Raw genomic sequence first — 21775 nt, forward strand, 5'->3', positions numbered from 1 at the left:
CGCCATGCGCGAGGCGATGGACGCCTGGACATTTGTGATCGCGTCCTACGCCATCGGTGTCGGCGCGACGGCGGTGATGATCGCATGGTCGCTCATCACCATGAAACGCGCGGAACGCCGCCGCGACGAGACGAGGGCGCGCTGATGGCTGCAGCAGGCGGAACCGGGCTCAAGGCCAAGCACCAGCGGCTTATCCTGCTGGCGGTGGCGATGGTGGTGCTGATCGGCGCGGCAATCCTTGCGATCTGGGGCCTGCGCAATCAGGCCAGCTACTTCTACGTCCCGAGCGACATCATGGCCAACCGGCCCGATCCGGACCGCGCGGTGCGGCTGGGCGGCATGGTGGAACGCGGCTCGATCCGGACCGAGGCGGACGGCGTCACCGTCCATTTCGTGGTGCAGGACGGCAAGGCCACGGTTCCGGTGAAGTTCGCCGGGATTGTCCCGTCGCTGTTCGTCGAAGGTTCGGGTGTGGTCGCCGAGGGCAAGCTGGGCGCTGACGGCACGTTCGTGGCCGACAACCTGCTCGCCAAGCATGACGAGAATTACGTGCCGCGCCAGATGCAGGACATGACCAAGGACGATGCCCGCAAGGTGGTGGCCGAAACCCGATGATGGCTGAACTCGGCCTTGCCGCGCTCTGGCTCGCCGCCGCGCTTGCCGGGCTGCAACTTGTTGCTGGGGCACTGGCGCTGACGACGCGGGGCGCTTCGCTCGGCGCGATCGTGCGGCCGGTGGCTTTCGTGCAGGGGCTGCTGGCGCTGCTGGCGTTCTTATGCCTGATCTGGGTCTTTGCCCAGACTGACCTTTCGGTGAAGCTGGTCGCGCTCAACTCGCACTCGCTCAAGCCGCTGATCTTCAAGATCGCCGGAGCCTGGGGCAATCACGAAGGCTCGATGCTGCTGTGGGTGACGGTGATGGGCCTTGCCGGCGGCTTCGTCGCTCTGGTCGAGCGGCGGCTGCCCGAGCCGACCATGCTGGCGACTCTGGCCGGGCAGGCTTTCGTCAGCCTGGGGTTCTATGCCTTCCTGCTGATGGCGTCGAACCCGTTCGAGCGGCTGAACCCGGTGCCGGTCGAAGGCAATGGGCTCAACCCGCTGTTGCAGGACCTTGGCCTCGCCTTCCACCCGCCCACGCTTTACCTTGGCTATGTCGGCCTTTCGATCGCCTTTTCGTTCGCGATCGGCGCGCTGGTTACGCGGCAGGTCGGGCCCGAATTCGCCCGCGCCATGCGCCCTTGGGTACTGGGGGCCTGGATATTCCTGACGCTGGGGATCACTGCCGGATCGTACTGGGCCTATTACGAGCTGGGCTGGGGCGGCTGGTGGTTCTGGGACCCGGTGGAAAATGCCAGCCTGATGCCGTGGCTGGCGGCCACCGCGCTGCTCCATTCGGCCGGTGTCCTGGCCGCCCGTGATGCCTTGCGCGCCTGGACGGTGATGCTGGGCGTGGTGGCATTCTCGATGTCGATGATCGGGACGTTCCTCGTCCGCTCGGGCATTCTCACCAGCGTGCATGCCTTTGCCGTCGATCCGCAGCGCGGCAGTTTCATCCTGGCGCTGCTGGCGATCAACATCGGCGGCGCATTGACCCTGTTCGCCCTGCGCGCTGCCACGGTAACCGAAGGCCAGCGCTTTGCCGTTGTCAGCCGCGAGGGTGCGCTGGTGGTCAACAACGTGATGCTGACCGCGATCCTGGGCATCGTCCTGTTCGGCACGCTCTATCCGCTGTTCGCCGAAGCGATGGGGGCCAAGGTCTCGGTCGGGCCGCCCTATTTCAACCCGATGGGCGCGCTGTTCGCGGTGCCGATGCTGGTGGTGATGGCGGTGGGCCCCGTGCTGCGCTGGCGGCGCGATACGCTGGAGCGCAACGGCAAGGCACTGGCGTTGCCGGCTATGGTCGCGGTTGTCGGCATCGGCGCGCTGGTGCTGATCGGCGGGGTGCCGCTGCTGCCGTTGCTCGGCCTGTCGCTGGGCGTGGCGCTCATCCCTGCCAGCGTCCTGCCGCTGCGCGATCGTGATCTGCGCCGCACGCCGCTGCCGATCTGGGGCATGGTGCTGGCCCATCTTGGCGTGGGCGTCGCTTTGATCGGGATGGGGAGCGAAAGTGCTTTCTCCGTCGAAAAGCTGGTGGCGGTGCACAAGGGCGAGACGACGCATGTCGGGCCGTGGTCGGTCACGCTGGCCGATATCGAGCCGGTCGCCGGGCCTAACTGGACCGCGCTGGAAGGAGTGCTTCAGGTCAGCAGGGGCAAGGCTGACCCGGTCATCCTGCGGCCCCAGTCGCGCAATTTCTGGGCCCCGCCGCAGCAGACTGCCGAATCGGCGCTGCTGACCCGGTGGAACGGTCAGCTTTATGCCGTGCTCGGCGGGGAAGCGCCGGGTGCCATTGCGGGCGGGCCGGGCGATGGCCGGTGGCAGTTGCGGCTGTGGTGGAAGCCGTTCGTGCCGCTTATCTGGCTGGGCGGCGTGCTGATCGCGCTGGGCGGCGTGCTGGCGCTGTTGGGGCGGGTTGCCGCCGATCTGCGCCGCATCATCCTGCGCGACAAGATCGCCTATCGCCGCGAAAGGCAGGGCCGATGACCCCGCCGCAGGACAGCCCGCAAGTGGGCCGTTGGGCGATCTGGCTGCCGCTGGCGCTGTTCGTGGGCTTCGCTGCGCTGGCCGCATTCATGCTGCGCCATCCGGCCGACAACACCGTGGACAGCAAGCTGGTCGGCCAGCCGGTGCCGCAGTTCGATCTCCCGCCCGCGCTTCCCGGCCGTCCGGGCCTCGACAGCCGGGTGCTCGGCAACGGCAAGGTTCACCTCGTCAACATCTTCGCAAGCTGGTGCGTCCCCTGCGGCGTCGAAGCGCCGCAGTTGCAGGCGCTGGCCCGGGCCGGGGTGCCGATCGAAGGCATCTCCGTGCGTGATACCACCGAGGCGCTGAACCAGTTTCTCGATCGCAACGGCGACCCGTATCAACGCATCGGGGCCGATGATGACGGCAAGGTGCAGCTCGCGCTGGGTTCCTCGGGCGTGCCCGAAACCTTCGTCGTCGATGGCGAGGGCATCATTCGCTACCAGCATATCGGCGAAATCCGGCCCGAACAGCTCGACATGATCCTGGCCAAAGTCCGCGAGGCGCAGCAGTGAACCGGCTGCTCACCTGCCTTGCCGCAGCCTCGCTGCTGGCCGCGCCGGCGCTGGCGCAGCAGGAAGAAAGCACCGCGCCTTACGCTTACCGTCAGCTTGATGATCCGGCGGCCGAGGCCAAGGCGCAAGGGCTGATGGAAACGCTGCGCTGCCTGCAGTGTCAGGGCCAGTCGATCGCCGATTCCGATGCGCCGATCGCCGGATCCATGCGCAGCCTGGTGCGGGAGCGGATCGCCGCCGGAGAGAGCCCGGAAGCGATCCGGGGCTGGCTGATCCGGCGCTATGGCGATTACGTCAGCTATGCGCCGCGCGTCACCTCGCTCACCTGGCCGCTGTTCGCGGTGCCGGCGGCGCTGATGCTGCTGGCGTTCCTGCTGCTGCGCAAGCGCTTCCGCCGGGGCACGGCGGATATGGCCGGAGATGACGCATGATCTGGCTGTTCGTCATCCTGCTCGCACTGGCCGCTTTCGGGGTCATGCTGGTGGCCTTCAAGCTGCCCGCCGGTGGCCGTGAGGCGGTGGCGGCGGCACTGCTGCTGGGTATCGCCGGATATGCCCTGCAAGGGCACCCTGACGAGCCTTCCGCCCCGAAAGCCGGGCGCGAGGCTGACGGCATGGACGGTACCGCCGTGGTCGGTGCCCGGCTGGCCTTGCGCGACAGTTCGATCCCGCCCACCGATCGCTGGATCGTGGTGGCGGACGGGCTCGCGCGCAACGGGCAGTTCAGCGATGCCGCCGAGACGCTGCGCATCGCCCTGCGCACCGATCCGAAAAATGCCGAAGCCTGGGTGGCGATGGGCAACGCCCTGATCGCCCATGCGCAGGGCCAGCCGACCCCGGCCGCGCTTTATGCTTATCGGCAGGCGATGGCGGCAGACCCCAAGAATTCGGCCGCGCCGTTCTTCCTCGGTATGACGCTGGCGCAGACCGGCGATTACCGGCAGGCACGCGATCTCCTGGCCGGGATGCTGAAAAACGCACCCGATGATGCCCCATGGCGCGGGCTGGTGACGGAACGAATTGCCCAACTGGACCGTTTGCTGGCCGGGGCCGCGCAATGATGGCGTTTTTCCGCCGGTGATCCATCGGCGAACGGCGCGCTAAGTGACATTGCTTGGCACTGACGGTGCTGCTAACGGCCGAGGCCTTGCGGCACAGCCATTTGGCCATGCCCGAGTCCAGCAGGGGCGCAGGAATGAGTGAGGCACCGCCGGCAACGGCAGAGGGACCGGATTCAGGCCAGGGAGCGGCGGGCGGCGCTGTTCCGGTGGTCCATGCGTCGGCCGGGCATCACCGCACCGGCAACCTCACCAAACTGGCTTTCGGCGCGATCGGCGTCGTCTTCGGCGATATCGGCACCAGCCCGATCTACGCCTTTCGCGAAACCTTTGTCGGCCCGCACCCGCTGGCGATCGACGAATTGCACGTTCTCGGCGTCGTCAGCCTGATCTTCTGGTCGATGACGCTGGTGGTGGCGGTGCAGTACGTCGGCATCCTGATGCGCGCGGACAACAAGGGGCAGGGCGGAAGCCTTGCCCTCGTCGCATTGATCTCGGGCCATATCAGCAAGTCGCGCTATGGCGGCCTTGTGGTGCTGCTGGGCGTGTTCGCGACATCGCTGTTCTACGGCGATTCGATGATTACCCCGGCGGTGTCGGTGTTGTCCGCCGTCGAAGGCCTGACCGTCGTCGAATCGCGGCTGCAACCGCTGGTCCTGCCGATCGCGCTGTTGCTGCTGGTCGGCCTGTTCGTCCTGCAACAGCGCGGTACCGCCAAGGTCGGGGCGATCTTCGCGCCGGTCATGGTCCTCTATTTCGTCGTGCTGGCGGTGCTGGGCATCTATCATCTGGTGCAGATGCCGCAGGTGCTGGTGGCGCTGAACCCGTGGTATGCGGTGCAGTTCTTCCTGACCGACAAGATCCTCGGTTTCCTGGCGCTCGGCTCGGTCGTGCTGGCGGTGACGGGGGCGGAGGCGCTCTATTCCGATATGGGGCATTTCGGCCGGGGGCCGATGCGGGTTTCCTGGTTCTCGTTCGTCATGCCGTGCCTGCTGATCAACTATTTCGGCCAGGCGGCGATGATCCTGGGGCTGGACGATGCCGCCGCCGCGCAGGCGATGGAGAGCCCGTTCTTCAACCTTGCCCCGGACAGCCTGCGCCTTCCGCTGGTGATCCTGGCGACCTGCGCCACCTTCATCGCCAGCCAGGCGGTGATTTCGGGGGCGTTCTCGATCACTCACCAGGCCATGCAACTGGGCTTCATCCCCCGCATCTCCACCCGCCACACCAGCGAGCATGAGGTGGGCCAGATCTACATCCCCTTCGTCAACTGGGCGCTGATGACCGGGGTGATCGTGCTGGTGCTGGTGTTCCAGAACTCGTCCAACCTGGCATCGGCCTATGGCATCGCGGTGACCGGGGCGATGCTGATCGATACCTGCCTGATGACCGTGCTGCTGGTGGTGATGTGGCGCTGGAAACTGTGGCTGGCGATCCCGATCATCGTCACCTTCTTCATCGTCGACGGGGCCTACTTCGCCGCTAACGCCACCAAGGTTGCCGATGGCGGCTGGTTCCCGCTACTGATCGGCGGGATCGCCTTCACCTTGCTGACGACGTGGAACAAGGGCCGCCGCCTGATGCGCCAGCGGATGACCGAATCGGCGCTGCCGCTCAACGTCTTCGCCAAGAGCGCGCACGGCAGCGCGGCGCGCGTGCCCGGTACGGCGGTGTTCATGGCCTCCAGCAACGCTGGCGTGCCTTCGGCGCTGCTCCACAACATCAAGCACAACAAGGTGCTGCACGAACGGGTGGTGGTGCTGACCGCCGATGTGCAGGACGTGCCCTATGTCGAGCCGGGCGAGCGTTCGTCCGTGGTCGATCTGGGGCAGGGCTTCTATCGCATGACCCTGCGCTATGGCTTCATGGAAGAGACCGACATCCCGCTGGCGCTGTGCAGCACCAACCTGTGCGGCGCGCCGTTCGAGATGATGAAGACCAGCTTCTTCCTCTCGCGCCAGACCCTGGTGCCTTCGGAAAAGCCCGGCATGGCCCTGTGGCGCGAAAAGCTGTTCGCCTGGATGATGCGCAACGCCGCCAGCGCGATGGAGTTCTTCCGCCTGCCGACCAACCGGGTGGTGGAACTGGGCAGCCAGCTCGAAATCTGATCGGCCGGGAAAGCGCTCACGAAAAAGGCGGGCCGCCGTTGCCGGCGGGCCCGCCCTTTTCCTGTCTGCGGCGATCAGCCCAGGTTGGCGCTGACCATGCAATAGAGCATCGCGATCGATAGCAGCGTGTTGGTGCGGCTGGCGAACAGGGCGCGCGGCGCGGCGGCGGCCTTTTCCTCTGCAGTGGCTTCGACGATGCCGAGGATCTTCTTCTGGGCGGGCCAGATGATGAACCACACGTTGAACGCCATCACCAGCGCCAGCCACATGCCGACGCCGATCAGCGCGATCGAGCCGGTGCCCGCGAAGGTCAACGCCTGCACCAGATAGCCGTTGACCCAGGCGATCGTGAGCCCGGTCAGCACGGTCAGCAGCGCCGCATAGCGGAAGTAGAAGAACACCTTGGGGGCGATGTGTCCGGTGATCGCGCCTTTCTGTTCGGCAGGGATCGCCGGCATCGTCGGCACCTGCACGAAGTTCAGGTAATAGAGCAGCCCGATCCACAGGATGCCGAAGAACACGTGCAGCCAGCGGAACACCGAATTGACATCGACCGGCAAGGTCGGCGCGAAGGCCAGCATCACCGCGATCGCCAGGGCAAAGCCCACGCCGACCACAAGATTCAGATTTCCAAAGAATTTTGCCATTTGCATCCCCCGTCAGATTTTTGCGCGCAGGCCCTGTTGCATGCAGTCCGGCCGGCGAGAAACGCACTATCGCGTTTCTGCCACGGGTTGTCACATCAAATCGCGCAAAAAGAGGGGAGGCGGTCAGTCGTGCGGCGGGGTGTCGACGAATTCCTCGGTCTCATCCTCGCCCATGCCGTGCTTGAGGACCATGGGGATCTGCGAGAAGGTGAACAGGAACGACAGGCCGGTGAATAGCCACAGCTTGGCCTGCAGCCAGCCGCCGAAGGTCAGCACCTGGCGCAGCACCTCGTTCAGCCCGGCCAGGAACAGGAAGAACAGGCCCCAGTTGCGCGAAAGCTTCAGCCAGCCTTCCTGCGTCAGCCCTTCGAAGGCCGATTGGAGTAGTATCTGCAGCATGGCCTTGCCGCGCAGCAACCCGCCCAGCAGCAACGCCGCGAAGACGAGATAGACGGCGGTGGGCTTGATCTGAATCCAGAACGGATCGTGGAAGAACACGGTCAGCGTGCCGAAACCCAGGATCAGCGTGGTGGACAGCCACAGCATCGGCGAAATCCTGCCCAGCTTCCACTTCGACAGGATCAACGCGAGCACGGTGGCGATCATGAACGCCGCCGTGCTCTTGGTCACCGCGACAACCACGCCCAGCCCGTTCTGGGCATCGGCGGGGGCGAAGTGCTTGTAGACCACGAAGAACACCGCCAGCGGGCCGAAATCGACCAGCAGGTTCACCCAACTGCTCTTGGCGGCGGGCTTTTCGGGGGGCTGCTCGGCCATCAGGCGATCCCCGCGATCACGCGGGCCAGCAGGTCCGGGTTGAACGGGCGCAGATCGTCGATCTTCTCGCCCACGCCGATCGCGTGGATCGGCAGGCCATACTGCTCTGCCGCCGCCACCAGCACGCCGCCGCGGGCGGTGCCGTCCAGCTTGGTCATGATGAGGCCGGACACCCCGGCCACTTCCTTGAAAATCTCTATCTGCGACAGCGCGTTCTGGCCGTTGGTGGCGTCCAGCACCAGCACCACGTCGTGCGGCGCTTCGGGGTTGAGCCGGCCCAGCACGCGGTGGATCTTGGCCAGTTCGTCCATCAGCTCGCGCTTGTTCTGCAGGCGCCCGGCGGTGTCGACGATCAGCGCATCGATGCCCTGATCGGTCGCCGCCTTGACCGCGTCGAACACGACCGAGGCCGGGTCTCCGCCTTCGGGACCGCGCACGATCGGGATCGACAGACGATCGGCCCAGACGGCGAGCTGGCCGATGGCGGCGGCGCGGAAGGTATCGCCGGCGGCCAGCATCACCGAATAGTCCTGTTCCTGGAACAGGTGCGCCAGCTTGGCGATGGTGGTGGTCTTGCCGGAACCGTTGACGCCGATCACCAGGACCACTTGGGGGCGCGGGAAGGCGACGACATCAAGCGGCTTGGCCACCGGGCGAAGAATTTCGGCGATCTCGCGAGCGACCACCTCCATGATCGCGCGCTCATCCGCACCGCGCTCGAAGCGCTCCTCGGCCAGCCGGTCGCGGATGCGGGCGGCGGCGCGGGGGCCAAGGTCGGACATGATGAGTGCATCTTCCAGCGCATCGAGCTGCGCGCTGTCGAGCCGGCCACCGCCGACGATGCCGGAGAGATTGCCGGTCAGCCGCTCGGAGGTGCGGCGAAAGCCGCCGAACAGCCGGTCGGACCAGTCGCCTTCGGTTTCGGAGGGGCCGGTTTCGGGAACGGTCGGAGCGGCCGGCAGGCCGTCAGTGCTCATGCTTCCAGTATTCCTTCACAGACCCTTGCGGGCGTAATCCGCAGCAAGGTCCCGGGTTGCGTGCCGGGGGGCAGCCGCACGGGCGCGAAATTTTCCGCGTGGCCGGTGCCGCCCTTTTCGGCAAGGACCTTTAGCGGCTTGCCGGTTTCGGCTTCAAGCCATCCATTGCGCACCTGCGCGATCGCTTCGCGCAACTGGCCGGCGCGGGCGCGTACCGTCGCCGCCGGGACTTGCGGCATCCGCGCCGCCGGGGTGCCGGGGCGGGGCGAGAACGGAAAGACATGGCCGTGGACCACGCCCAGCGCGGTGATGATCGACAGGTTATCGGCGTGCGCGGCCTCATCCTCGGTGGGGAAGCCGGCGATCAGGTCCGCGCCGATCGCCAGATCGGGCCGTCGCGCGCGCAATCCTTCCACCAGCGCCAGCGCCTGCGCGCGGGTATGGCGGCGCTTCATCCGCTTGAGGATAAGGTCGTTTCCGTGCTGGAGCGAGAGATGGAGGTGCGGCATCAGCCGAGGCTCTGCCGCGATCAGGTCGAACAGCGCCGCATCGATCTCCGCCCCGTCCACGGATGACAGCCGCAGACGCGGCAGCGCGGGGAACGCGGCAAGGATCGCCTCGCACAGGGCTCCCAGGCGCGGCGCGCCAGGCAGATCGCTGCCCCACGAGGTCAGATCGACCCCGGTCAGCACGATCTCGTTCACCCCGGCGTCCAGATGCAGGCGCACATCGGCCAGCGCCTGTTCCACCGTGCGCGAGCGGCCGGGGCCGCGCCCCTGCGGGATCACGCAAAAGGTGCAGGCGTGATCGCAGCCGTTCTGCACCTGCACAAAGCCCCGGGTATATCCGCGCCGCAGTGGCCGTACAGCCGGAGCAGGGACGTTCCAGGCACGCGGATCGAGCTTGACCGCGTTAGCGACAAGGCCGTCCACCTCGGGCATCGCCGCCAGCATGGTGCGCTCCACCTCGGCGGCGCAGCCGGTGACGATCAGCCGGGCATCGGGCCGGGCGCGCCGGGCGCGGCGGATGGTCTGGCGGGTCTGGCGCAGCGCCTCGGCGGTGACCGCGCAGGAATTGACGACGACCAGTTCCTCCGCCCCATCCAGCAGGCCGCGCAGTTCCTCGCTCTCGGACAGGTTGAGGCGGCAGCCGAGGGTGTGGACTTCCACCGTCAAGCGGAGATCATGCCATAGGCAGCGGCGTCGAAACTGCCCCGGAACGATTGGGTGGCCGGGCCGGTCATCAGGATTTCACCATCCTCGCGCCAGCATATCTCCAGCGGGCCGCCGGGCAGGGTGACAGTGACGCGGCGATCGACCAGCCCGCGCTTCATCGCGCCGATGGCGGTGGCGCAGGCCCCGGTGCCGCAAGCGAGCGTCAACCCCGCGCCGCGTTCCCATACCCGCAGCGTGATCGCATCGCGCGCGGTTACGGCGGCGACGTTGACGTTGATCCGGGCGGGGAAGATCGCGTCGTTCTCGATCAGCGGCCCCAGCCGCGCCATGTCGATCGCATATGGATCATCGACGAAGAAAATCGCATGCGGATTGCCGACGTTGACGGCGATGGGGTTGGCGAGCTCCTCCCAGGCCACCGGCATCGCCTGGGTATCCATGGCGAAGGCGAGCGGGATCACGTCCCAATCGAACCGGGGCTTGCCCATTTCCACGGTAATGCCGCTTTCGGCGGGAGAGGCGTGGATGATGCCGGCCAGTGTCTCGATCGAAGCGGCGGTGCCGATCAGCAGGCCGACCGCGCGGGTGGCGTTGCCGCAGGCTTCCACTTCGCTGCCATCGGCGTTGAATATCCGCATGCGCAAGTCCGCGAAGGTGGAGGGTTCGAGCACCACCAACTGGTCACAGCCGATGCCGGTGTGGCGGTCCGCCAGCGCGGCGGCGCTGGTTGCATCGATGGCGGGCAGCGCGGTGGCGCGCCCGTCGAGCACGACAAAGTCGTTGCCCAGTCCGTGCATTTTGGTGAAATCGATCCGCATGACCGCTGCGCTCTATGCGCTGCGACGGGCGAGGTCCAGAGGCTGAAGGGCGCGATCAGGCCTGACGCACGCGCCTTGTGCCTTCGCGCGACGGTGTGGCGGCGACAGCTTCGGGTTCTGCCACGGCCTCGGGCGCAATCGCGACATCGCCCGTAACCGCGCTCAGGCTCTTGCCGTGGCGGTCGAGCCAGTCCTGCAGGTCGGCGGCGGGCACCGGGCGGCCATAGAAGAAACCCTGGCCCTTGATTTCGCCATACTGGCGCAAGTGATCGAGGATCGCGCCGCTTTCGATGCCTTCGGCGGTGATCGGCAGGTTCAGACCCCGGCCCAGCAGGGCGATGGCGTGGACGATGGCGGCGCTGTCGGTGCTGTCGACCAGGTTGGTCACGAAACTGCGGTCAATCTTGATGCGGTCGAACGGCAGGGTGCGCAACTGCGCCAGCGAGCTGTAGCCGGTGCCGAAATCATCCAGGCTGATCTTGATGCCCTGGTTCTTCAGGCTGGCGATCAGCGAGCGGACCTGGGCGACGTTCTGGTGCAGGCAGCTTTCGGTGATCTCGATTTCCAGCCGGTGCCCAGGAAAGCTGGCTTCGACCAGCAGCTTGAGCAGCTTTTGCGCAAACCAGGGATCGCGCAACTGCAGCGGCGAGATGTTGACCGCCAGCGTCAGCGACGGGTCCCAGCCCTTGGCATCTTCCAGCGCGCGGCCGATGACCTGTTCCGACAGGTCGCTGATCGCGCCGATTTCTTCGGCGATGGGAATGAATACTTCGGGCGAGACGAGGCCGAGCGTGGGGGACTGCCACCGCGCCAGCATCTCGAACCCGGTAACCTCGCCGGTCTGGAGATCGACCTGCTGTTCGTAATAGGGCACGAACTCTCCGTTAGCGATGCCCTGGCGGATGCCCGATTCCAGTTGCGCGCGGTAGCGCATCTCGCTGGCCATCGGCTCCTCGAACCACGACCAGTTGTTCCGGCCCTGCCGCTTGACGTGGTACATCGCGATATCGGCCATATCGAGCAGGCTGCGCGCATCGGCGCTCTTGCCTTCGGCCAGTGCCGCGTCGGCGCGGGCGATGCCGACCGATGCGGTGATCTTGAGTTCCAGACCGTTGATCGGCACGCTGCGGTTGAATGTCGCGACCAGGCTGGTGGCGATTTGCGCGACCTTTTCCGGCCGGCCCGGCTCGAAAGTGAAGGCCACCGCGAACTCGTCGCCGCCGATGCGGCCCAGCGCCGCGTCCTGCGGCACGCAGCCGCGGATGCGGCGGGCCGCTTCGAGGAGCAACTGGTCGCCGGTCTGGTGGCCGTTGTAGTCGTTGATCTGCTTGAAATTGTCGATGTCGATCATCATCAGCGCGACGGTGCGGCCGCGTTGCGGCGCTTCCTCCAGCCGCGCGCCAACCATCTCGTTGAACGAACGGCGGTTCAGGAAGCCGGTCAGCGGATCGGTTTCGGCCAGCCGCCGGGCCTTGGTTTCGGCCACCGTGCAGGCGTGGATTTCGCGGCACAGATCGCGATAGCGGCTCCAGCCGAAGATGATGATGGCGATGTTGAGGAGAAAGGCGTTGAGGATGAACGGGTCCGGCCCGGCCGTTCCGTGGCGCAGCGAGGCGATCACGTCAGGCCCGATCTCGGCCCCGATCGCGACGAACATCAGGATCGCGGCGGCAACGATGCCCAGCGCGATGACATCGACCTCACGCCGCACGGACGCCAGATCGTCTTCCAATGTTGATGCCTGGCCTTCGGTCCCGCTCACGGATTCCCCCTGCTGGTCCCCGCCGTAGGTAGTAACCCTTTGCCGTAAAATAACTGTTAAGCGATAGGGAGTTGTGCGGGGTTAGCGGCCACCGATCGTTGCAGCCGTCACATTTTCAGGCCGATTTCGCGCAAGCGCTGCTGCAGGTATTCGTCAGCGGTGATCGCGTCGGGATAGCCATCGGGGCTATCGGGGGCGATGCATTGCGGCAGGGTGCGGATCGCGAAATCGCTGCGCAGGTGGAGGAAGAACGGCATCGAATAGCGGCTGAAACCGGCGCGTGCGCCTTCGGGGTTGCGCACGCGGTGCGTGGTGGAGGGCAGGACATGGTTCGTCAGCCGTTGCAGCATGTCGCCGATGTTGACGACCATCGCACCGGGCGGCGGTGCCACCGCGCGCCAGATGCCATCGGCATCGAGCAGTTCGAGCCCCGCTTCTTCGGCGCCCAGCAGCAGGGTGATAAGGTTGATATCCTCGTGCGCCCCGGCGCGCACCGCGCCGCCGGGCTCGTCCGTCACCGGCGGATAGTGCAGCAGTCGCAGCACGGAGTTGCCGTCCGCCACCGCCGGTTCGAACCAGTCGGGTGCCAGATCGAGATCGACGGCGATGGCGCGCAGCAGTCTCGCGCCCGCCTGATCGAACGCCGCGAACAGTTCGGTGAACGTCTCGCGAAAACCGGGCAGGAGGTCGGGCCACACGTTGGGCGGCATCATCGCCGCCAACGGCGATCCCGCCGGAAGATCGCGGCCGATGTGCCAGAACTCCTTCAGGTCATGCGCGCTGGCACCCTTGGCGATCTCGGCGCGGAACGGCGTATAGCCGCGCGCGCCGGCGATTCCGGGAACATGCCAGCCGCGCTTGATCGGTTCGGGCAGAGCGAACAGCGCGCGGGTCAGCTCCCAGCCCCGCGCGATCAGCGCGTCCGGGATGCCATGGTCGCGCACCATCGCGAAACCGTGCGTGCGAAACGACGCGCCGATCTGCTCCGCCAGCGCCGGGCCTTCGTCGGCAAGGCTGAGAACGGGGATATCGGCAATGTCCATGGTGGCGAGGTCCGGCGTGACTCGGTAACGAGGGCCGGCAATAGACGATGAGGACGGATCACGCATGCCCAAGCGCTACTGGCTGATGAAATCGGAGCCCGATGCCTATAGCTGGGACGATCTCGTCGCAGAGGGCGAGGGGACCTGGGACGGGGTGCGCAACCACCGTGCCGCCAACAACATGCGGGCGATGCAGGTGGGCGATGAAGCGTTCTTCTACCACTCCAACATCGGCAAGGAAGTGGTCGGCGTGATCTCGATCAGCGTGACCGGGATCACCGATCCGTCCGATCCGGACGGCAAGTGGGCAGCGGTCAAGGTCAGGCCGGTGCGCAAGCTGGCGCGGCCGGTGACCCTAGCCGAAATCAAGGCCGATCCCGCGCTTGAAGGCATAGAACTGGTCCGGCTCTCGCGCCTTTCGGTGGCCGAACTCACCGAACCCGAGTGGAAGCACATCCTGTCGCTATCGGACGGCTGAACGGGAACCGATCGCCGTCGTGGCTGGTTGTCCTGGGTGAAGCTGGCGGCGTTGTCGCTGCCTGCACCATTACAGGAGAATTTTCATGGGTCAGCTCAAGGACACCGTCAAAGGTATCGCCAACGAAGTCGCCGGCAATGTCAAGCAGGCTGCGGGCCGGGCCACCAACGATCCTGCCAAGGTCGGCGAAGGTGTCGCGCAGGAACGCAAGGGCGAAGTCCAGCAGGGCGTCGGCAAGATAAAGGGGGCGGTCGGCAATCGCGTCTGATCCCGCGCGATCGTCACAAACCCTCTGGAAGGGCCGCCTGCGGGCGGCCCTTTTTCGTTGCGTACCAATTCGGGATGCCCGCCGAACGGCGCTTGGCAATATGGTAAACAAATCCTTAATGCTTGATCCATGCACACGATCAAGCGTCGCGCTCTGGTTCTCACCCAGGAAGGTGCCGGACATCCGTTCCGGCGCAGCCTGCCGTCGCATGTGTTCACGCGGCCGTGCGATGGCGAAGCACCGGCGGAACCGGTATCGCGCTGGAAACTGTCGGGCGCGGACTGGCGCGGGTTCTTTTCGGCCTATTGCCTGGCGTTCGTGGCAGTGAGCCTGTTCATCGCCTGAGCGCGCCGCCGGTCAGGCGGCGTCCGTGACGCTTTCCGCGCGATAGAGCAGGTGCCCGAGCCACGCCGCCACGAGGCATGAAGCCGCCACCACCAGCATCTGCTTGGCGGTGGCGACGCCCAGCAGGGTCATCGCGCCGGTCATCAGCGACCCTGCCACCATCGCGCCCGAATTGACGATGTTGTTGGCTGCGATCGTGCGTGCGGTCTGCGATTTGTCGACGAAGGTGGTCAGGAAGGCATAGAGCGGCACCACGAACATGCCGCCGCACACCGCTATGCCCAGCAGCGTGCCCACCAGCGGTAGCGCCAGCGGTTGGGCGGCGAAATCGGCGACGTTCATCAGCCCTTTGCTTGGGCCGCCGGCAGCCCACGCCCCGCATACCGCTTCGAACGCGATCAGGAACGCCCCCATGCCGATGACCGAAACCGGTGCGTAGCGGGCCGACACCTTGCCTTTCAGCAGCGCGTTGATCGCCATCGAGCCGATCGCGACCCCGACCGAGAAGATCACCAGAAACAGGCTGGCCACTTCCTTCGAGGCATTGAGGAGGTTCTTGGCGAGCGGCGGGAACTGGATGAACAGCACCGTGCCGATCGCCCAGAAAAAGCTGATCGCGCAGATCGCCAGGAACACCCGCCGGTCCGCCATGGTCGTGCGCACCAGCCGGGCAGACGCGCGCACGATGTGGAAATCGAGCGGCTCGCACACGCCGAGCGGCGGGGCGGACGGCACTTGCCGCCCGGCGGCGAAGCCGATCAGCGCCAGCACCACCACCGCGACCGCCGCCTTGTCGACGCTGATCCAGCCGGCAACGATGGTGCCGGCCAGTACGGCTAGATAAGTCCCCGCCTCGACCAGCCCGGTGCCGGCCAGCACTTCGTCCTTGCCCAGATGCTGGGGCAGGATGGCGTACTTGATCGGCCCGAAGAAGGTGGAATGGACGCCCATCGCGAACAGCGCCAGCAGCATCAGCGGCATCGCCAGCGTTGTCAGAGCGACCCCCTGCCAGGCCAGCGCCAGGCCCGCGCCGCCCACCAGCATGATGAGGATCTCGCAGAACTTCACCCAGCGGATGATCTTCGCCTTGTCGCGCATATCGGCAAGCTGCCCGGCCAGCGCCGAGAGCAGGAAGAACGGAATGATGAAAATCGCCGAGGCCAGCGCGCTGAACCGGGCCTCCTGCGCCTCCGAATGGTAGACGTTGTACACCACGAAAAGCACCATGGCGTTCTTGAACAGGTTATCGTTGAACGCGCCGAGCAACTGCGTGATGAATAGCGGCAGGAAGCGGCGAGCCCTGATGAGCTGGGTCGTCGTGGTCATATCGGGATCGAACGCGCTCTCGTTGCTCCGGGCTGCGGCACACTTAATGCCGGGCCGGCAAGGCACAACCCCTGATCGGCACTTTATCCGGGAGGGCATTCCCGGCTAAGAGGGCAGCGTCATGCTGACCCTGCCCAATATCCTGACGCTCTCGCGCATTCTCACTGTGCCGCTGCTCGCCTTCCTGCTGTGGTGGCCGGACTGGGAATTCGGCTATGGTCTGGCCTTCGGGCTCTATTGCCTGATGGGCATCACCGACTATTTCGACGGCTATCTGGCCCGGTCCAGCGGCACCGTATCGAAGCTGGGCGTGTTCCTCGATCCGATCGCGGACAAGATCATGGTGGCTGCGGTGATCCTGGTGCTGACCGCGCAAGGCATCCTCAAAGGGCCTTATGTGGGCGACATGCACGTGATCGCCGGCCTGGTGATCCTGATCCGCGAAATCGCGGTATCTGGCCTGCGCGAATTCCTCGGACCGTTGCAGGTCTCGATTCCGGTCAGCAAGCTGGCGAAGTGGAAGACGACCTTCCAGATGATCTCGCTCGGCGCACTGATTCTCGGCAACGCGACGCCGTGGTGGACGGTCGATCTCGATGCGATCGTGATCAACCTGCCGCACACCGTGGGGCTGACAACGCTATGGGGCGCGGCTGCGCTGACGCTGGTGACGGGGTGGGATTACTTGCGCGTCGGTTTGAAGCATATGGATTGAGGTGCGTGACGATGTGATGTGGTGGATTTTGCCCGCAGGGCAATCGCATCCCATTGGCCCGAAGAAGGAAAAATGGTTCACGCAGAGGCGCGAAGGCGCAGAGACGTCCTGCTTGCCGAAACCCGGCCTTCCTCTCCGCCGCTGCGTTTGTCGCGTCGTCGGAAAGGATGAGAAGGGCTGCGTCGTTGCCCGACACTTCTGCGCCTTCGCGCCTCTGCGTGAATCCGTCTATTTTCGCTATCCAAGGGGAAAAGCCGATGTTGCTTGGCCCCCGTTCGCTTGCGGGAGGGGCAGCGAGAGTTGCTGAGCCGCAGGCGAATCCGACCGCAGCGCGGTGGGCTCGACGCGATGTCCGCAAGGGTGGCGCGCCCGGTTTTCCTACATCACCTGCCTTTGATACCGTGCAACCGTGCGGGGGCTGCTCTGCCTCCGCGGGGCACGGATCGCGAAATTCTTCCGCGCAGTGTAACTTTCGTGGGTTTGAATCAAATATATGATTTCACGAAGTAAAATCAGGAATTCGAAAGTTACACTGTGTAACCTTTGTAACCTTCGCCGACCGCCTCGGGGGGCGATTGCGGGGTTGTGTCAACCAGCCCGCAATTCATCCGCAAGCATGCGGAATTCTTCCGCGCGGGGGGAGTTCTTGCGCCACACCAGCGCGATCTCGCGGTTGGCGTTCGGGGAGATCAGCGGCCGGGCGACCACATTGGTGCCGTTGAGGATGCCGGCGTCCAGCGCCATTTCCGGCAGCATCGTCAGGCCAAGCCCGTTGTCGACCATCTGCACCAGCGTATGCAGGCTCGTGCCGATCATCGTCGCGCTGGCGCGCAGTTCGGGGCGGTTGCAGGCGGCGAGCGCGTGGTCTTTGAGGCAATGCCCGTCTTCCAGCAGCAGCAGCCGGTGTTCGTCGATCACGTCCGGGCTGACTTCGGCGGGCGGATCGCGCGGATCGTCCTTGGGGAAGGCGACGAAGAAGGCATCGAGTTCGATAGTCTCCTTCTCCACCTCGCCCGTTGCATAGGGCAGGGCCAGCAGCACGCAATCGGCGCGGCCGTGATGCAGCGATTCGATTGCCGCCGCGCTCGGCTCCTCGCGCAGGAACAGCTTGAGATTGGGCCGCTCGCGGCGCAGGCGGGGCAACATGCGCGGTAGCAGGAACGGCGCGATGGTGGGGATCACGCTCATCCGCACTTCGCCCGAAAGCGGCTTGCCGCTGGAGTGGATGAGGTCGGACAGCTCTTCGGTCTCGCGCAGGATACGGTGCGCCTTGGCCACCACGGCATTGCCCAGCGGCGTGAACCGCACCGCTCGCTTGGTCCGCTCCACCAGCACCACGCCGAGGAGCTGCTCGAGATCGCGCAAGCCCGCCGACAGCGTGGATTGCGAGACGAAGCAACTCTCGGCGGCGCGGCCGAAATGCTCGTGCTCGTGCAGGGCGACCAGATACTGAAGCTGTTTGAGGGTGGGCTGATAGACTGTCATCGCTCGCAGCTATGCCGGACACGGCGGCAAACGCCAAGGCTGCTCCCGCCCGGGCCTTCTACTCGACGGCGTCGTCCACCCGCGTCATCTTGAGCTTGCCGTTCTCCACCGCGAAGGCCAGCTTGCCTTCCACCAGGTCGAGCGCGTCCTTGCCGAATACGCCGAAGCGCCAGCCTTCGAGCACCGCGAGGTTCTTGCGCACCCCGGCCGCCAGCAGTTCGAGATCGTCAGTGCGGGCCAGCAGGCGGGCGGCGGCGTCGATCTCGCGGGCGCGGATCTTGAGCAGCAGCTTGAGGAGGTCCGCCACCAGCGATCCTTCCTTGCCCAGCGGCGCTCCGCGCGGCGCGCGGGGGGGCAGTTCGTCTTCGGACAGCGGCTCGGCGGTGGTGATCGCGGTCATCAGCCGGCGGCCGATCTCGTTGTCCTTCCACCCTTGCGAAAGCCCGCGCACTTTGGCGAGATCGGCCTGCTGGCGGGGCGGGTGGCTGGCCAGATCGGCCAGTGTCTCGTCGCGGGCGATGCGGCCGCGCGGCAGGTTTTTGCCTTGCGCTTCGATCTCGCGCCACTCGGCGATGGCTTTCAGCCGGCCGAGCACGGCCGGGTTGCGCCCGGATGCCTTGATCCTCTTCCACACCTGGCCGGGATCGTTGCGGTAGTTTTCCGGATCGGCCAGCTTTTCCATTTCCTGATCCAGCCACTCGCCGCGCCCGGTCTTCATCAGGCGCTTGAGGATCTTCGGGAAAATCTTGGCAAGATGGGTAACATCGCCGATGGCGTATTCGATCTGCCGATCGGTCAGCGGGCGGCGCGACCAGTCGGTAAACCGCGCGCCCTTGTCGATCGTCAGGCCCAGCCAGCTTTCGACAAGGTTCGAATAGCCGATCTGCTCCGACTGGCTGATCGCCATCATCGCGATCTGCGTATCGAAGATCGGGTGCGGGGTGCGGCCGGTGGCGTTGAACACTATTTCCACGTCCTGCCCGCCGGCATGAAAAACCTTCAGCACATCCTCGTTATCGACCAAAAGGTCGTACAACGGGGTCATGTCGAGACCCGGGGCCATCGGATCGACAGCGGCCGCTTCCTCGGTATTGGCGATCTGCACGAGGCACAGTTCGGGCCAATACGTGTTCTCGCGCATGAACTCGGTATCGACGGTCACGAATTCGGATTTCGCGAGACGCGCGCACAAGTCGGCCAAGTCTTCGGTTTTGGTAATAAGCGGGTGAATATGCATGGCCGCTCGCGTTACGCCGTTAATGGGGCGCGATCAACGGCGCTGACGCCGGTTTGCGCGGATAGCTGGCTGCCGGGGGCTATTTAGCGCCGGACCAGAGAGTCCCGGATCTTTGCGGTGATCCGCTGCAGCAGGCTTTGCGGCGGCTGGGGTTCCTCCGCCAGGCTCTCGGGCGTGATGAGACGGCGGCGCAGTTCGGCACCGGACGGATGCAGGCCGTGGCCCGGATCGGCATAGTCTGACCAGCCTAGGTCCATTTCCATTTCGAGCATATGGTCGTGCGGCGCGGAGACGTCCTCTGCCGGGCCGACCGGAAAATCACGGTCCGGCGGCACATCGCCCGGCCCGGTATCAACGCTGTTCGCGTTCATCTTGCAACTCCTTGCAGCACCCTCCCGGGTGTTGCTGCAATCGTTTGATAGCATTCCTCTGGTTTATGCAAGGTTACGCAAGCGGTCTCTTTGTCGCATGGCAAGGCCACGCTGCCGCCGCGTCGCCCGCGGCAATGTCCATCTGGCAATCTGTCGGTCGCCGGGCTAGGGGCTCGGCTTGACTGTTCATCACCAGCGAAGAAGCGCGACCACGCCATGACCCATCCCTATCGCTCCCACACTTGCGGTGCCCTGACTTCTGCCGAGGTCGGCGAGACCGTGCGCCTTTCGGGCTGGGTTCATCGCAAGCGCGATCATGGCGGGGTGCTGTTCGTCGATCTGCGCGATCACTACGGGCTGACCCAGGTGGTGTGCGACGGTGATAGCGCCGCGTTCGGCACGCTCGATTCGCTGCGGCTGGAATCGGTGGTCACGATCGAAGGCACGGTGAAGGCGCGCACCGAGGCGACGGTGAACCCGAACCTGTCCACCGGCGCGATCGAAGTCTATGCCCGCGCCGCGACGGTGCTGTCCAAGGCCGAGGAACTGCCGATGCCGGTGGCGGGCGAGCAGGAGTATCCCGAAGACATCCGCCTGCGCTACCGCTTCCTCGATCTGCGACGCGAGACGTTGCACGCCAACATCGTCAAACGCACCCGGATCATCCGCGATATCCGTAACCGCATGGAAGATATCGGCTTCACCGAATATTCGACGCCGATCCTCACTGCTTCCAGCCCCGAAGGCGCGCGCGACTTTCTGGTGCCGAGCCGCATCCATGCCGGCAAGTTCTATGCGCTGCCGCAAGCGCCGCAGCAGTACAAGCAGCTCCTGATGGTGGCCGGGTTCGATCGCTATTTCCAGATCGCCCCATGCTTCCGCGACGAAGACCCGCGCGCCGACCGCCTGCCCGGCGAATTCTACCAGCTCGATCTGGAGATGAGCTTCGTCACTCAGGAAGAAATCTGGGAAACGATGGAGCCGGTAATCCAGGGCGTCTTCGCCCAGTTCGCCGGTGACAAGCCGGTGACCCCGGCGGGCAGCTTCCGCCGCATTCCCCACGCGCAGTCCATGCTTGATTACGGTTCGGACAAGCCGGACCTGCGCAACCCGCTGATCATCAAGGATGTGACCGCGCACTTCGAAGGTTCGGGCTTCGGCATCTTCGCCGGCATCGTCGGGAATGGCGGGACGATCCGCGCGATCCCGGCACCGGGCGCGGGCGCGGGCAGCCGCAAGTTCTTCGATGAAATGAACAACTGGGCGCGCGGCGAGGGCTTTTCGGGCCTCGGCTACATCAACATCAAGGACGGCGTCCCCGGCGGCCCGATCGCCAAGAACCATGGCGACGAACAGACGGCGGCGCTGATCGCCGCGCTGGGTCTTGGTCCGAACGACGGCGTGTTCTTCGCCGCGGGCAAGGAAGAGCAGGCGGCGAAGCTCGCGGGCCTCGCGCGCACCCGTGTCGGCGAACAGCTTGACCTGATCGACAAGGACCGTTTCGAGCTGGCCTGGATCGTCGATTTCCCGTTCTTTGAATGGGACGAGGAAAACAAGAAGGTCGATTTCGCGCACAACCCCTTCTCGATGCCGCAGGGCGGGATGGAAGCGCTGGCCGGGCAGGACCCGCTGAGCATCAAGGCTTTCCAGTACGATCTCGTCTGCAACGGCTTCGAGATCGCCTCGGGCTCGATCCGCAACCAGCACCCCGATCTGATGGTCGCCGCGTTCGAAAAGGTCGGCCTGTCCCAACAGGATGTGGAAGACCGCTTCGGCGGCCTGTACCGCGCCTTCCAGTACGGTGCCCCGCCGCATGGCGGCATGGCGGCCGGTATCGATCGCATCGTGATGCTGCTGTGCGGGGCGCAGAACCTGCGCGAAATCACGCTGTTCCCGATGAACCAGCGCGCGGAAGACCTGCTGATGGCCGCGCCGAGCCCGGCCGAGCCCAAGCAGTTGCGCGAACTTCACCTGCGCGTGGTGGAGCCGCAAAAGCAGGGCGCCTGATGATCCCTGTCTGCCGGCAATAAACGGGCAGGGCGGCAAGTGG

The 21775-nt window shown here is 65.6% G+C and carries 23 protein-coding genes; 12 read left to right on the forward strand and 11 right to left on the reverse strand.

Going from position 1 to position 21775, the window contains the following annotated elements:
- Positions 1-4: 4 nt before the first annotated feature.
- The 7 genes from IE122_RS03890 (at position 5) to IE122_RS03920 (ending at position 6301) form a co-directional block, all read left to right on the forward strand.
- Complete coding sequence (locus IE122_RS03890; RefSeq protein ID WP_189619807.1) at positions 5-145, forward strand: hypothetical protein; 141 nt, start codon at positions 5-7, stop codon at positions 143-145.
- A complete protein-coding gene (gene ccmE, locus IE122_RS03895; protein ID WP_189619808.1) occupies positions 145-615 on the forward strand; it encodes a cytochrome c maturation protein CcmE in 471 nt (156 codons plus the stop codon). The genes IE122_RS03890 and ccmE overlap by 1 nt, the downstream gene beginning before the upstream one ends.
- Positions 612-2582: a heme lyase CcmF/NrfE family subunit gene (locus IE122_RS03900; protein WP_189619809.1), complete on the forward strand. Its 1971-nt coding sequence runs from the start codon at positions 612-614 to the stop codon at positions 2580-2582. Before ccmE ends, IE122_RS03900 begins: the two co-directional genes overlap by 4 nt.
- Positions 2579-3136, forward strand: coding sequence for a DsbE family thiol:disulfide interchange protein (locus IE122_RS03905; protein WP_189619810.1), 558 nt, complete (start codon positions 2579-2581; stop codon positions 3134-3136). Before IE122_RS03900 ends, IE122_RS03905 begins: the two co-directional genes overlap by 4 nt.
- A complete protein-coding gene (locus tag IE122_RS03910; RefSeq protein WP_189619811.1) occupies positions 3133-3567 on the forward strand; it encodes a cytochrome c-type biogenesis protein in 435 nt (144 codons plus the stop codon). The genes IE122_RS03905 and IE122_RS03910 overlap by 4 nt, the downstream gene beginning before the upstream one ends.
- Positions 3564-4196 (forward strand): tetratricopeptide repeat protein, encoded by a 633-nt coding sequence (locus IE122_RS03915; RefSeq protein ID WP_189619812.1) that lies wholly within the window; start codon positions 3564-3566, stop codon positions 4194-4196. The genes IE122_RS03910 and IE122_RS03915 overlap by 4 nt, the downstream gene beginning before the upstream one ends.
- 134 nt (positions 4197-4330) lie before the next feature.
- Complete coding sequence (locus IE122_RS03920) at positions 4331-6301, forward strand: potassium transporter Kup (RefSeq protein ID WP_229813735.1); 1971 nt, start codon at positions 4331-4333, stop codon at positions 6299-6301.
- Positions 6302-6375: 74 nt separating this feature from the next.
- On the opposite strand, the gene IE122_RS03925 is transcribed toward IE122_RS03920, so the two are convergent.
- From IE122_RS03925 to IE122_RS03955, 7 genes are all read right to left on the reverse strand, one after another.
- Positions 6376-6948: a urate hydroxylase PuuD gene (locus IE122_RS03925; RefSeq protein WP_189619813.1), complete on the reverse strand. Its 573-nt coding sequence runs from the start codon at positions 6946-6948 to the stop codon at positions 6376-6378.
- Positions 6949-7071: 123 nt separating this feature from the next.
- Positions 7072-7725 (reverse strand): inner membrane-spanning protein YciB, encoded by a 654-nt coding sequence (locus IE122_RS03930; RefSeq protein WP_189619814.1) that lies wholly within the window; start codon positions 7723-7725, stop codon positions 7072-7074.
- Complete coding sequence (gene ftsY, locus IE122_RS03935; RefSeq protein WP_229813736.1) at positions 7725-8702, reverse strand: signal recognition particle-docking protein FtsY; 978 nt, start codon at positions 8700-8702, stop codon at positions 7725-7727. Before ftsY ends, IE122_RS03930 begins: the two co-directional genes overlap by 1 nt.
- Positions 8699-9877: a MiaB/RimO family radical SAM methylthiotransferase gene (locus IE122_RS03940; protein WP_189619815.1), complete on the reverse strand. Its 1179-nt coding sequence runs from the start codon at positions 9875-9877 to the stop codon at positions 8699-8701. Before IE122_RS03940 ends, ftsY begins: the two co-directional genes overlap by 4 nt.
- Positions 9874-10695 carry a diaminopimelate epimerase gene (dapF, locus tag IE122_RS03945; RefSeq protein ID WP_189619816.1) on the reverse strand — a complete coding sequence of 274 codons (822 nt, stop codon included), beginning with the start codon at positions 10693-10695 and terminating at the stop codon, positions 9874-9876. The genes IE122_RS03940 and dapF overlap by 4 nt, the downstream gene beginning before the upstream one ends.
- A gap of 55 nt (positions 10696-10750) precedes the next feature.
- Positions 10751-12457 carry a putative bifunctional diguanylate cyclase/phosphodiesterase gene (locus tag IE122_RS03950; protein WP_229813738.1) on the reverse strand — a complete coding sequence of 569 codons (1707 nt, stop codon included), beginning with the start codon at positions 12455-12457 and terminating at the stop codon, positions 10751-10753.
- A gap of 107 nt (positions 12458-12564) precedes the next feature.
- Positions 12565-13500, reverse strand: coding sequence for an isopenicillin N synthase family dioxygenase (locus tag IE122_RS03955; protein WP_189619817.1), 936 nt, complete (start codon positions 13498-13500; stop codon positions 12565-12567).
- Between the two features lie 64 nt (positions 13501-13564).
- Here IE122_RS03955 and IE122_RS03960 point away from each other — a divergent pair, with 64 nt between their 5' ends.
- The 3 genes from IE122_RS03960 (at position 13565) to IE122_RS03970 (ending at position 14591) form a co-directional block, all read left to right on the forward strand.
- Entirely contained in the window at positions 13565-13978 is a 414-nt protein-coding gene (locus IE122_RS03960; protein ID WP_189619818.1) for an EVE domain-containing protein, read from the forward strand.
- Between the two features lie 85 nt (positions 13979-14063).
- A complete protein-coding gene (locus IE122_RS03965; protein ID WP_189619819.1) occupies positions 14064-14246 on the forward strand; it encodes a CsbD family protein in 183 nt (60 codons plus the stop codon).
- Positions 14247-14375: 129 nt separating this feature from the next.
- Positions 14376-14591: a hypothetical protein gene (locus IE122_RS03970; protein WP_189619820.1), complete on the forward strand. Its 216-nt coding sequence runs from the start codon at positions 14376-14378 to the stop codon at positions 14589-14591.
- A 12-nt stretch (positions 14592-14603) separates the two neighbouring features.
- On the opposite strand, the gene IE122_RS03975 is transcribed toward IE122_RS03970, so the two are convergent.
- Positions 14604-15917, reverse strand: a complete 1314-nt coding sequence (locus IE122_RS03975) for an MFS transporter (RefSeq protein WP_189619821.1) — start codon at positions 15915-15917, stop codon at positions 14604-14606.
- A gap of 121 nt (positions 15918-16038) precedes the next feature.
- On the opposite strand from IE122_RS03975, the gene pgsA reads away from it, so the two are divergent.
- Positions 16039-16632, forward strand: coding sequence for a CDP-diacylglycerol--glycerol-3-phosphate 3-phosphatidyltransferase (gene pgsA, locus IE122_RS03980; RefSeq protein ID WP_189619822.1), 594 nt, complete (start codon positions 16039-16041; stop codon positions 16630-16632).
- Positions 16633-17220: 588 nt separating this feature from the next.
- Here pgsA and IE122_RS03985 read toward each other — a convergent pair.
- The 3 genes from IE122_RS03985 to IE122_RS03995 all read right to left on the reverse strand — a co-directional run bounded on the left by IE122_RS03985 (position 17221) and on the right by IE122_RS03995 (position 19725).
- Positions 17221-18117 carry a hydrogen peroxide-inducible genes activator gene (locus IE122_RS03985; protein WP_189619823.1) on the reverse strand — a complete coding sequence of 299 codons (897 nt, stop codon included), beginning with the start codon at positions 18115-18117 and terminating at the stop codon, positions 17221-17223.
- A gap of 58 nt (positions 18118-18175) precedes the next feature.
- Entirely contained in the window at positions 18176-19354 is a 1179-nt protein-coding gene (gene rnd, locus IE122_RS03990; RefSeq protein ID WP_189619824.1) for a ribonuclease D, read from the reverse strand.
- Positions 19355-19437: 83 nt separating this feature from the next.
- On the reverse strand, positions 19438-19725 hold the full coding sequence (locus IE122_RS03995; protein ID WP_189619825.1) for a hypothetical protein: 288 nt from the start codon (positions 19723-19725) through the stop codon (positions 19438-19440).
- Between the two features lie 216 nt (positions 19726-19941).
- On the opposite strand from IE122_RS03995, the gene aspS reads away from it, so the two are divergent.
- Positions 19942-21732 (forward strand): aspartate--tRNA ligase, encoded by a 1791-nt coding sequence (gene aspS / locus IE122_RS04000; protein ID WP_189619826.1) that lies wholly within the window; start codon positions 19942-19944, stop codon positions 21730-21732.
- The last annotated feature ends 43 nt before the right edge of the window (positions 21733-21775 follow it).

This window comes from Novosphingobium colocasiae, assembly GCF_014652555.1.
GTDB classification, from domain to species: Bacteria; Pseudomonadota; Alphaproteobacteria; order Sphingomonadales; family Sphingomonadaceae; genus Novosphingobium; species Novosphingobium colocasiae.

What these genes read in the sequence shown, in the direction of transcription:
- IE122_RS03955 (WP_189619817.1), bottom strand. Translation starts at nt 13,500, where the DNA reads ATGGACATTGCCGATATCCCCGTTCTCAGCCTTGCCGACGAAGGCCCG.
- aspS (WP_189619826.1), top strand. Translation starts at nt 19,942, where the DNA reads ATGACCCATCCCTATCGCTCCCACACTTGCGGTGCCCTGACTTCTGCC.
- IE122_RS03965 (WP_189619819.1), top strand. Translation starts at nt 14,064, where the DNA reads ATGGGTCAGCTCAAGGACACCGTCAAAGGTATCGCCAACGAAGTCGCC.
- IE122_RS03920 (WP_229813735.1), top strand. Translation starts at nt 4,331, where the DNA reads ATGAGTGAGGCACCGCCGGCAACGGCAGAGGGACCGGATTCAGGCCAG.
- IE122_RS03915 (WP_189619812.1), top strand. Translation starts at nt 3,564, where the DNA reads ATGATCTGGCTGTTCGTCATCCTGCTCGCACTGGCCGCTTTCGGGGTC.
- IE122_RS03905 (WP_189619810.1), top strand. Translation starts at nt 2,579, where the DNA reads ATGACCCCGCCGCAGGACAGCCCGCAAGTGGGCCGTTGGGCGATCTGG.
- IE122_RS03995 (WP_189619825.1), bottom strand. Translation starts at nt 19,725, where the DNA reads ATGAACGCGAACAGCGTTGATACCGGGCCGGGCGATGTGCCGCCGGAC.
- IE122_RS03890 (WP_189619807.1), top strand. Translation starts at nt 5, where the DNA reads ATGCGCGAGGCGATGGACGCCTGGACATTTGTGATCGCGTCCTACGCC.
- IE122_RS03960 (WP_189619818.1), top strand. Translation starts at nt 13,565, where the DNA reads ATGCCCAAGCGCTACTGGCTGATGAAATCGGAGCCCGATGCCTATAGC.
- IE122_RS03925 (WP_189619813.1), bottom strand. Translation starts at nt 6,948, where the DNA reads ATGGCAAAATTCTTTGGAAATCTGAATCTTGTGGTCGGCGTGGGCTTT.
- rnd (WP_189619824.1), bottom strand. Translation starts at nt 19,354, where the DNA reads ATGCATATTCACCCGCTTATTACCAAAACCGAAGACTTGGCCGACTTG.
- IE122_RS03985 (WP_189619823.1), bottom strand. Translation starts at nt 18,117, where the DNA reads ATGACAGTCTATCAGCCCACCCTCAAACAGCTTCAGTATCTGGTCGCC.
- ftsY (WP_229813736.1), bottom strand. Translation starts at nt 8,702, where the DNA reads ATGAGCACTGACGGCCTGCCGGCCGCTCCGACCGTTCCCGAAACCGGC.
- IE122_RS03975 (WP_189619821.1), bottom strand. Translation starts at nt 15,917, where the DNA reads ATGACCACGACGACCCAGCTCATCAGGGCTCGCCGCTTCCTGCCGCTA.
- IE122_RS03970 (WP_189619820.1), top strand. Translation starts at nt 14,376, where the DNA reads ATGCACACGATCAAGCGTCGCGCTCTGGTTCTCACCCAGGAAGGTGCC.
- IE122_RS03930 (WP_189619814.1), bottom strand. Translation starts at nt 7,725, where the DNA reads ATGGCCGAGCAGCCCCCCGAAAAGCCCGCCGCCAAGAGCAGTTGGGTG.
- pgsA (WP_189619822.1), top strand. Translation starts at nt 16,039, where the DNA reads ATGCTGACCCTGCCCAATATCCTGACGCTCTCGCGCATTCTCACTGTG.
- IE122_RS03900 (WP_189619809.1), top strand. Translation starts at nt 612, where the DNA reads ATGATGGCTGAACTCGGCCTTGCCGCGCTCTGGCTCGCCGCCGCGCTT.
- dapF (WP_189619816.1), bottom strand. Translation starts at nt 10,695, where the DNA reads ATGCGGATCGATTTCACCAAAATGCACGGACTGGGCAACGACTTTGTC.
- ccmE (WP_189619808.1), top strand. Translation starts at nt 145, where the DNA reads ATGGCTGCAGCAGGCGGAACCGGGCTCAAGGCCAAGCACCAGCGGCTT.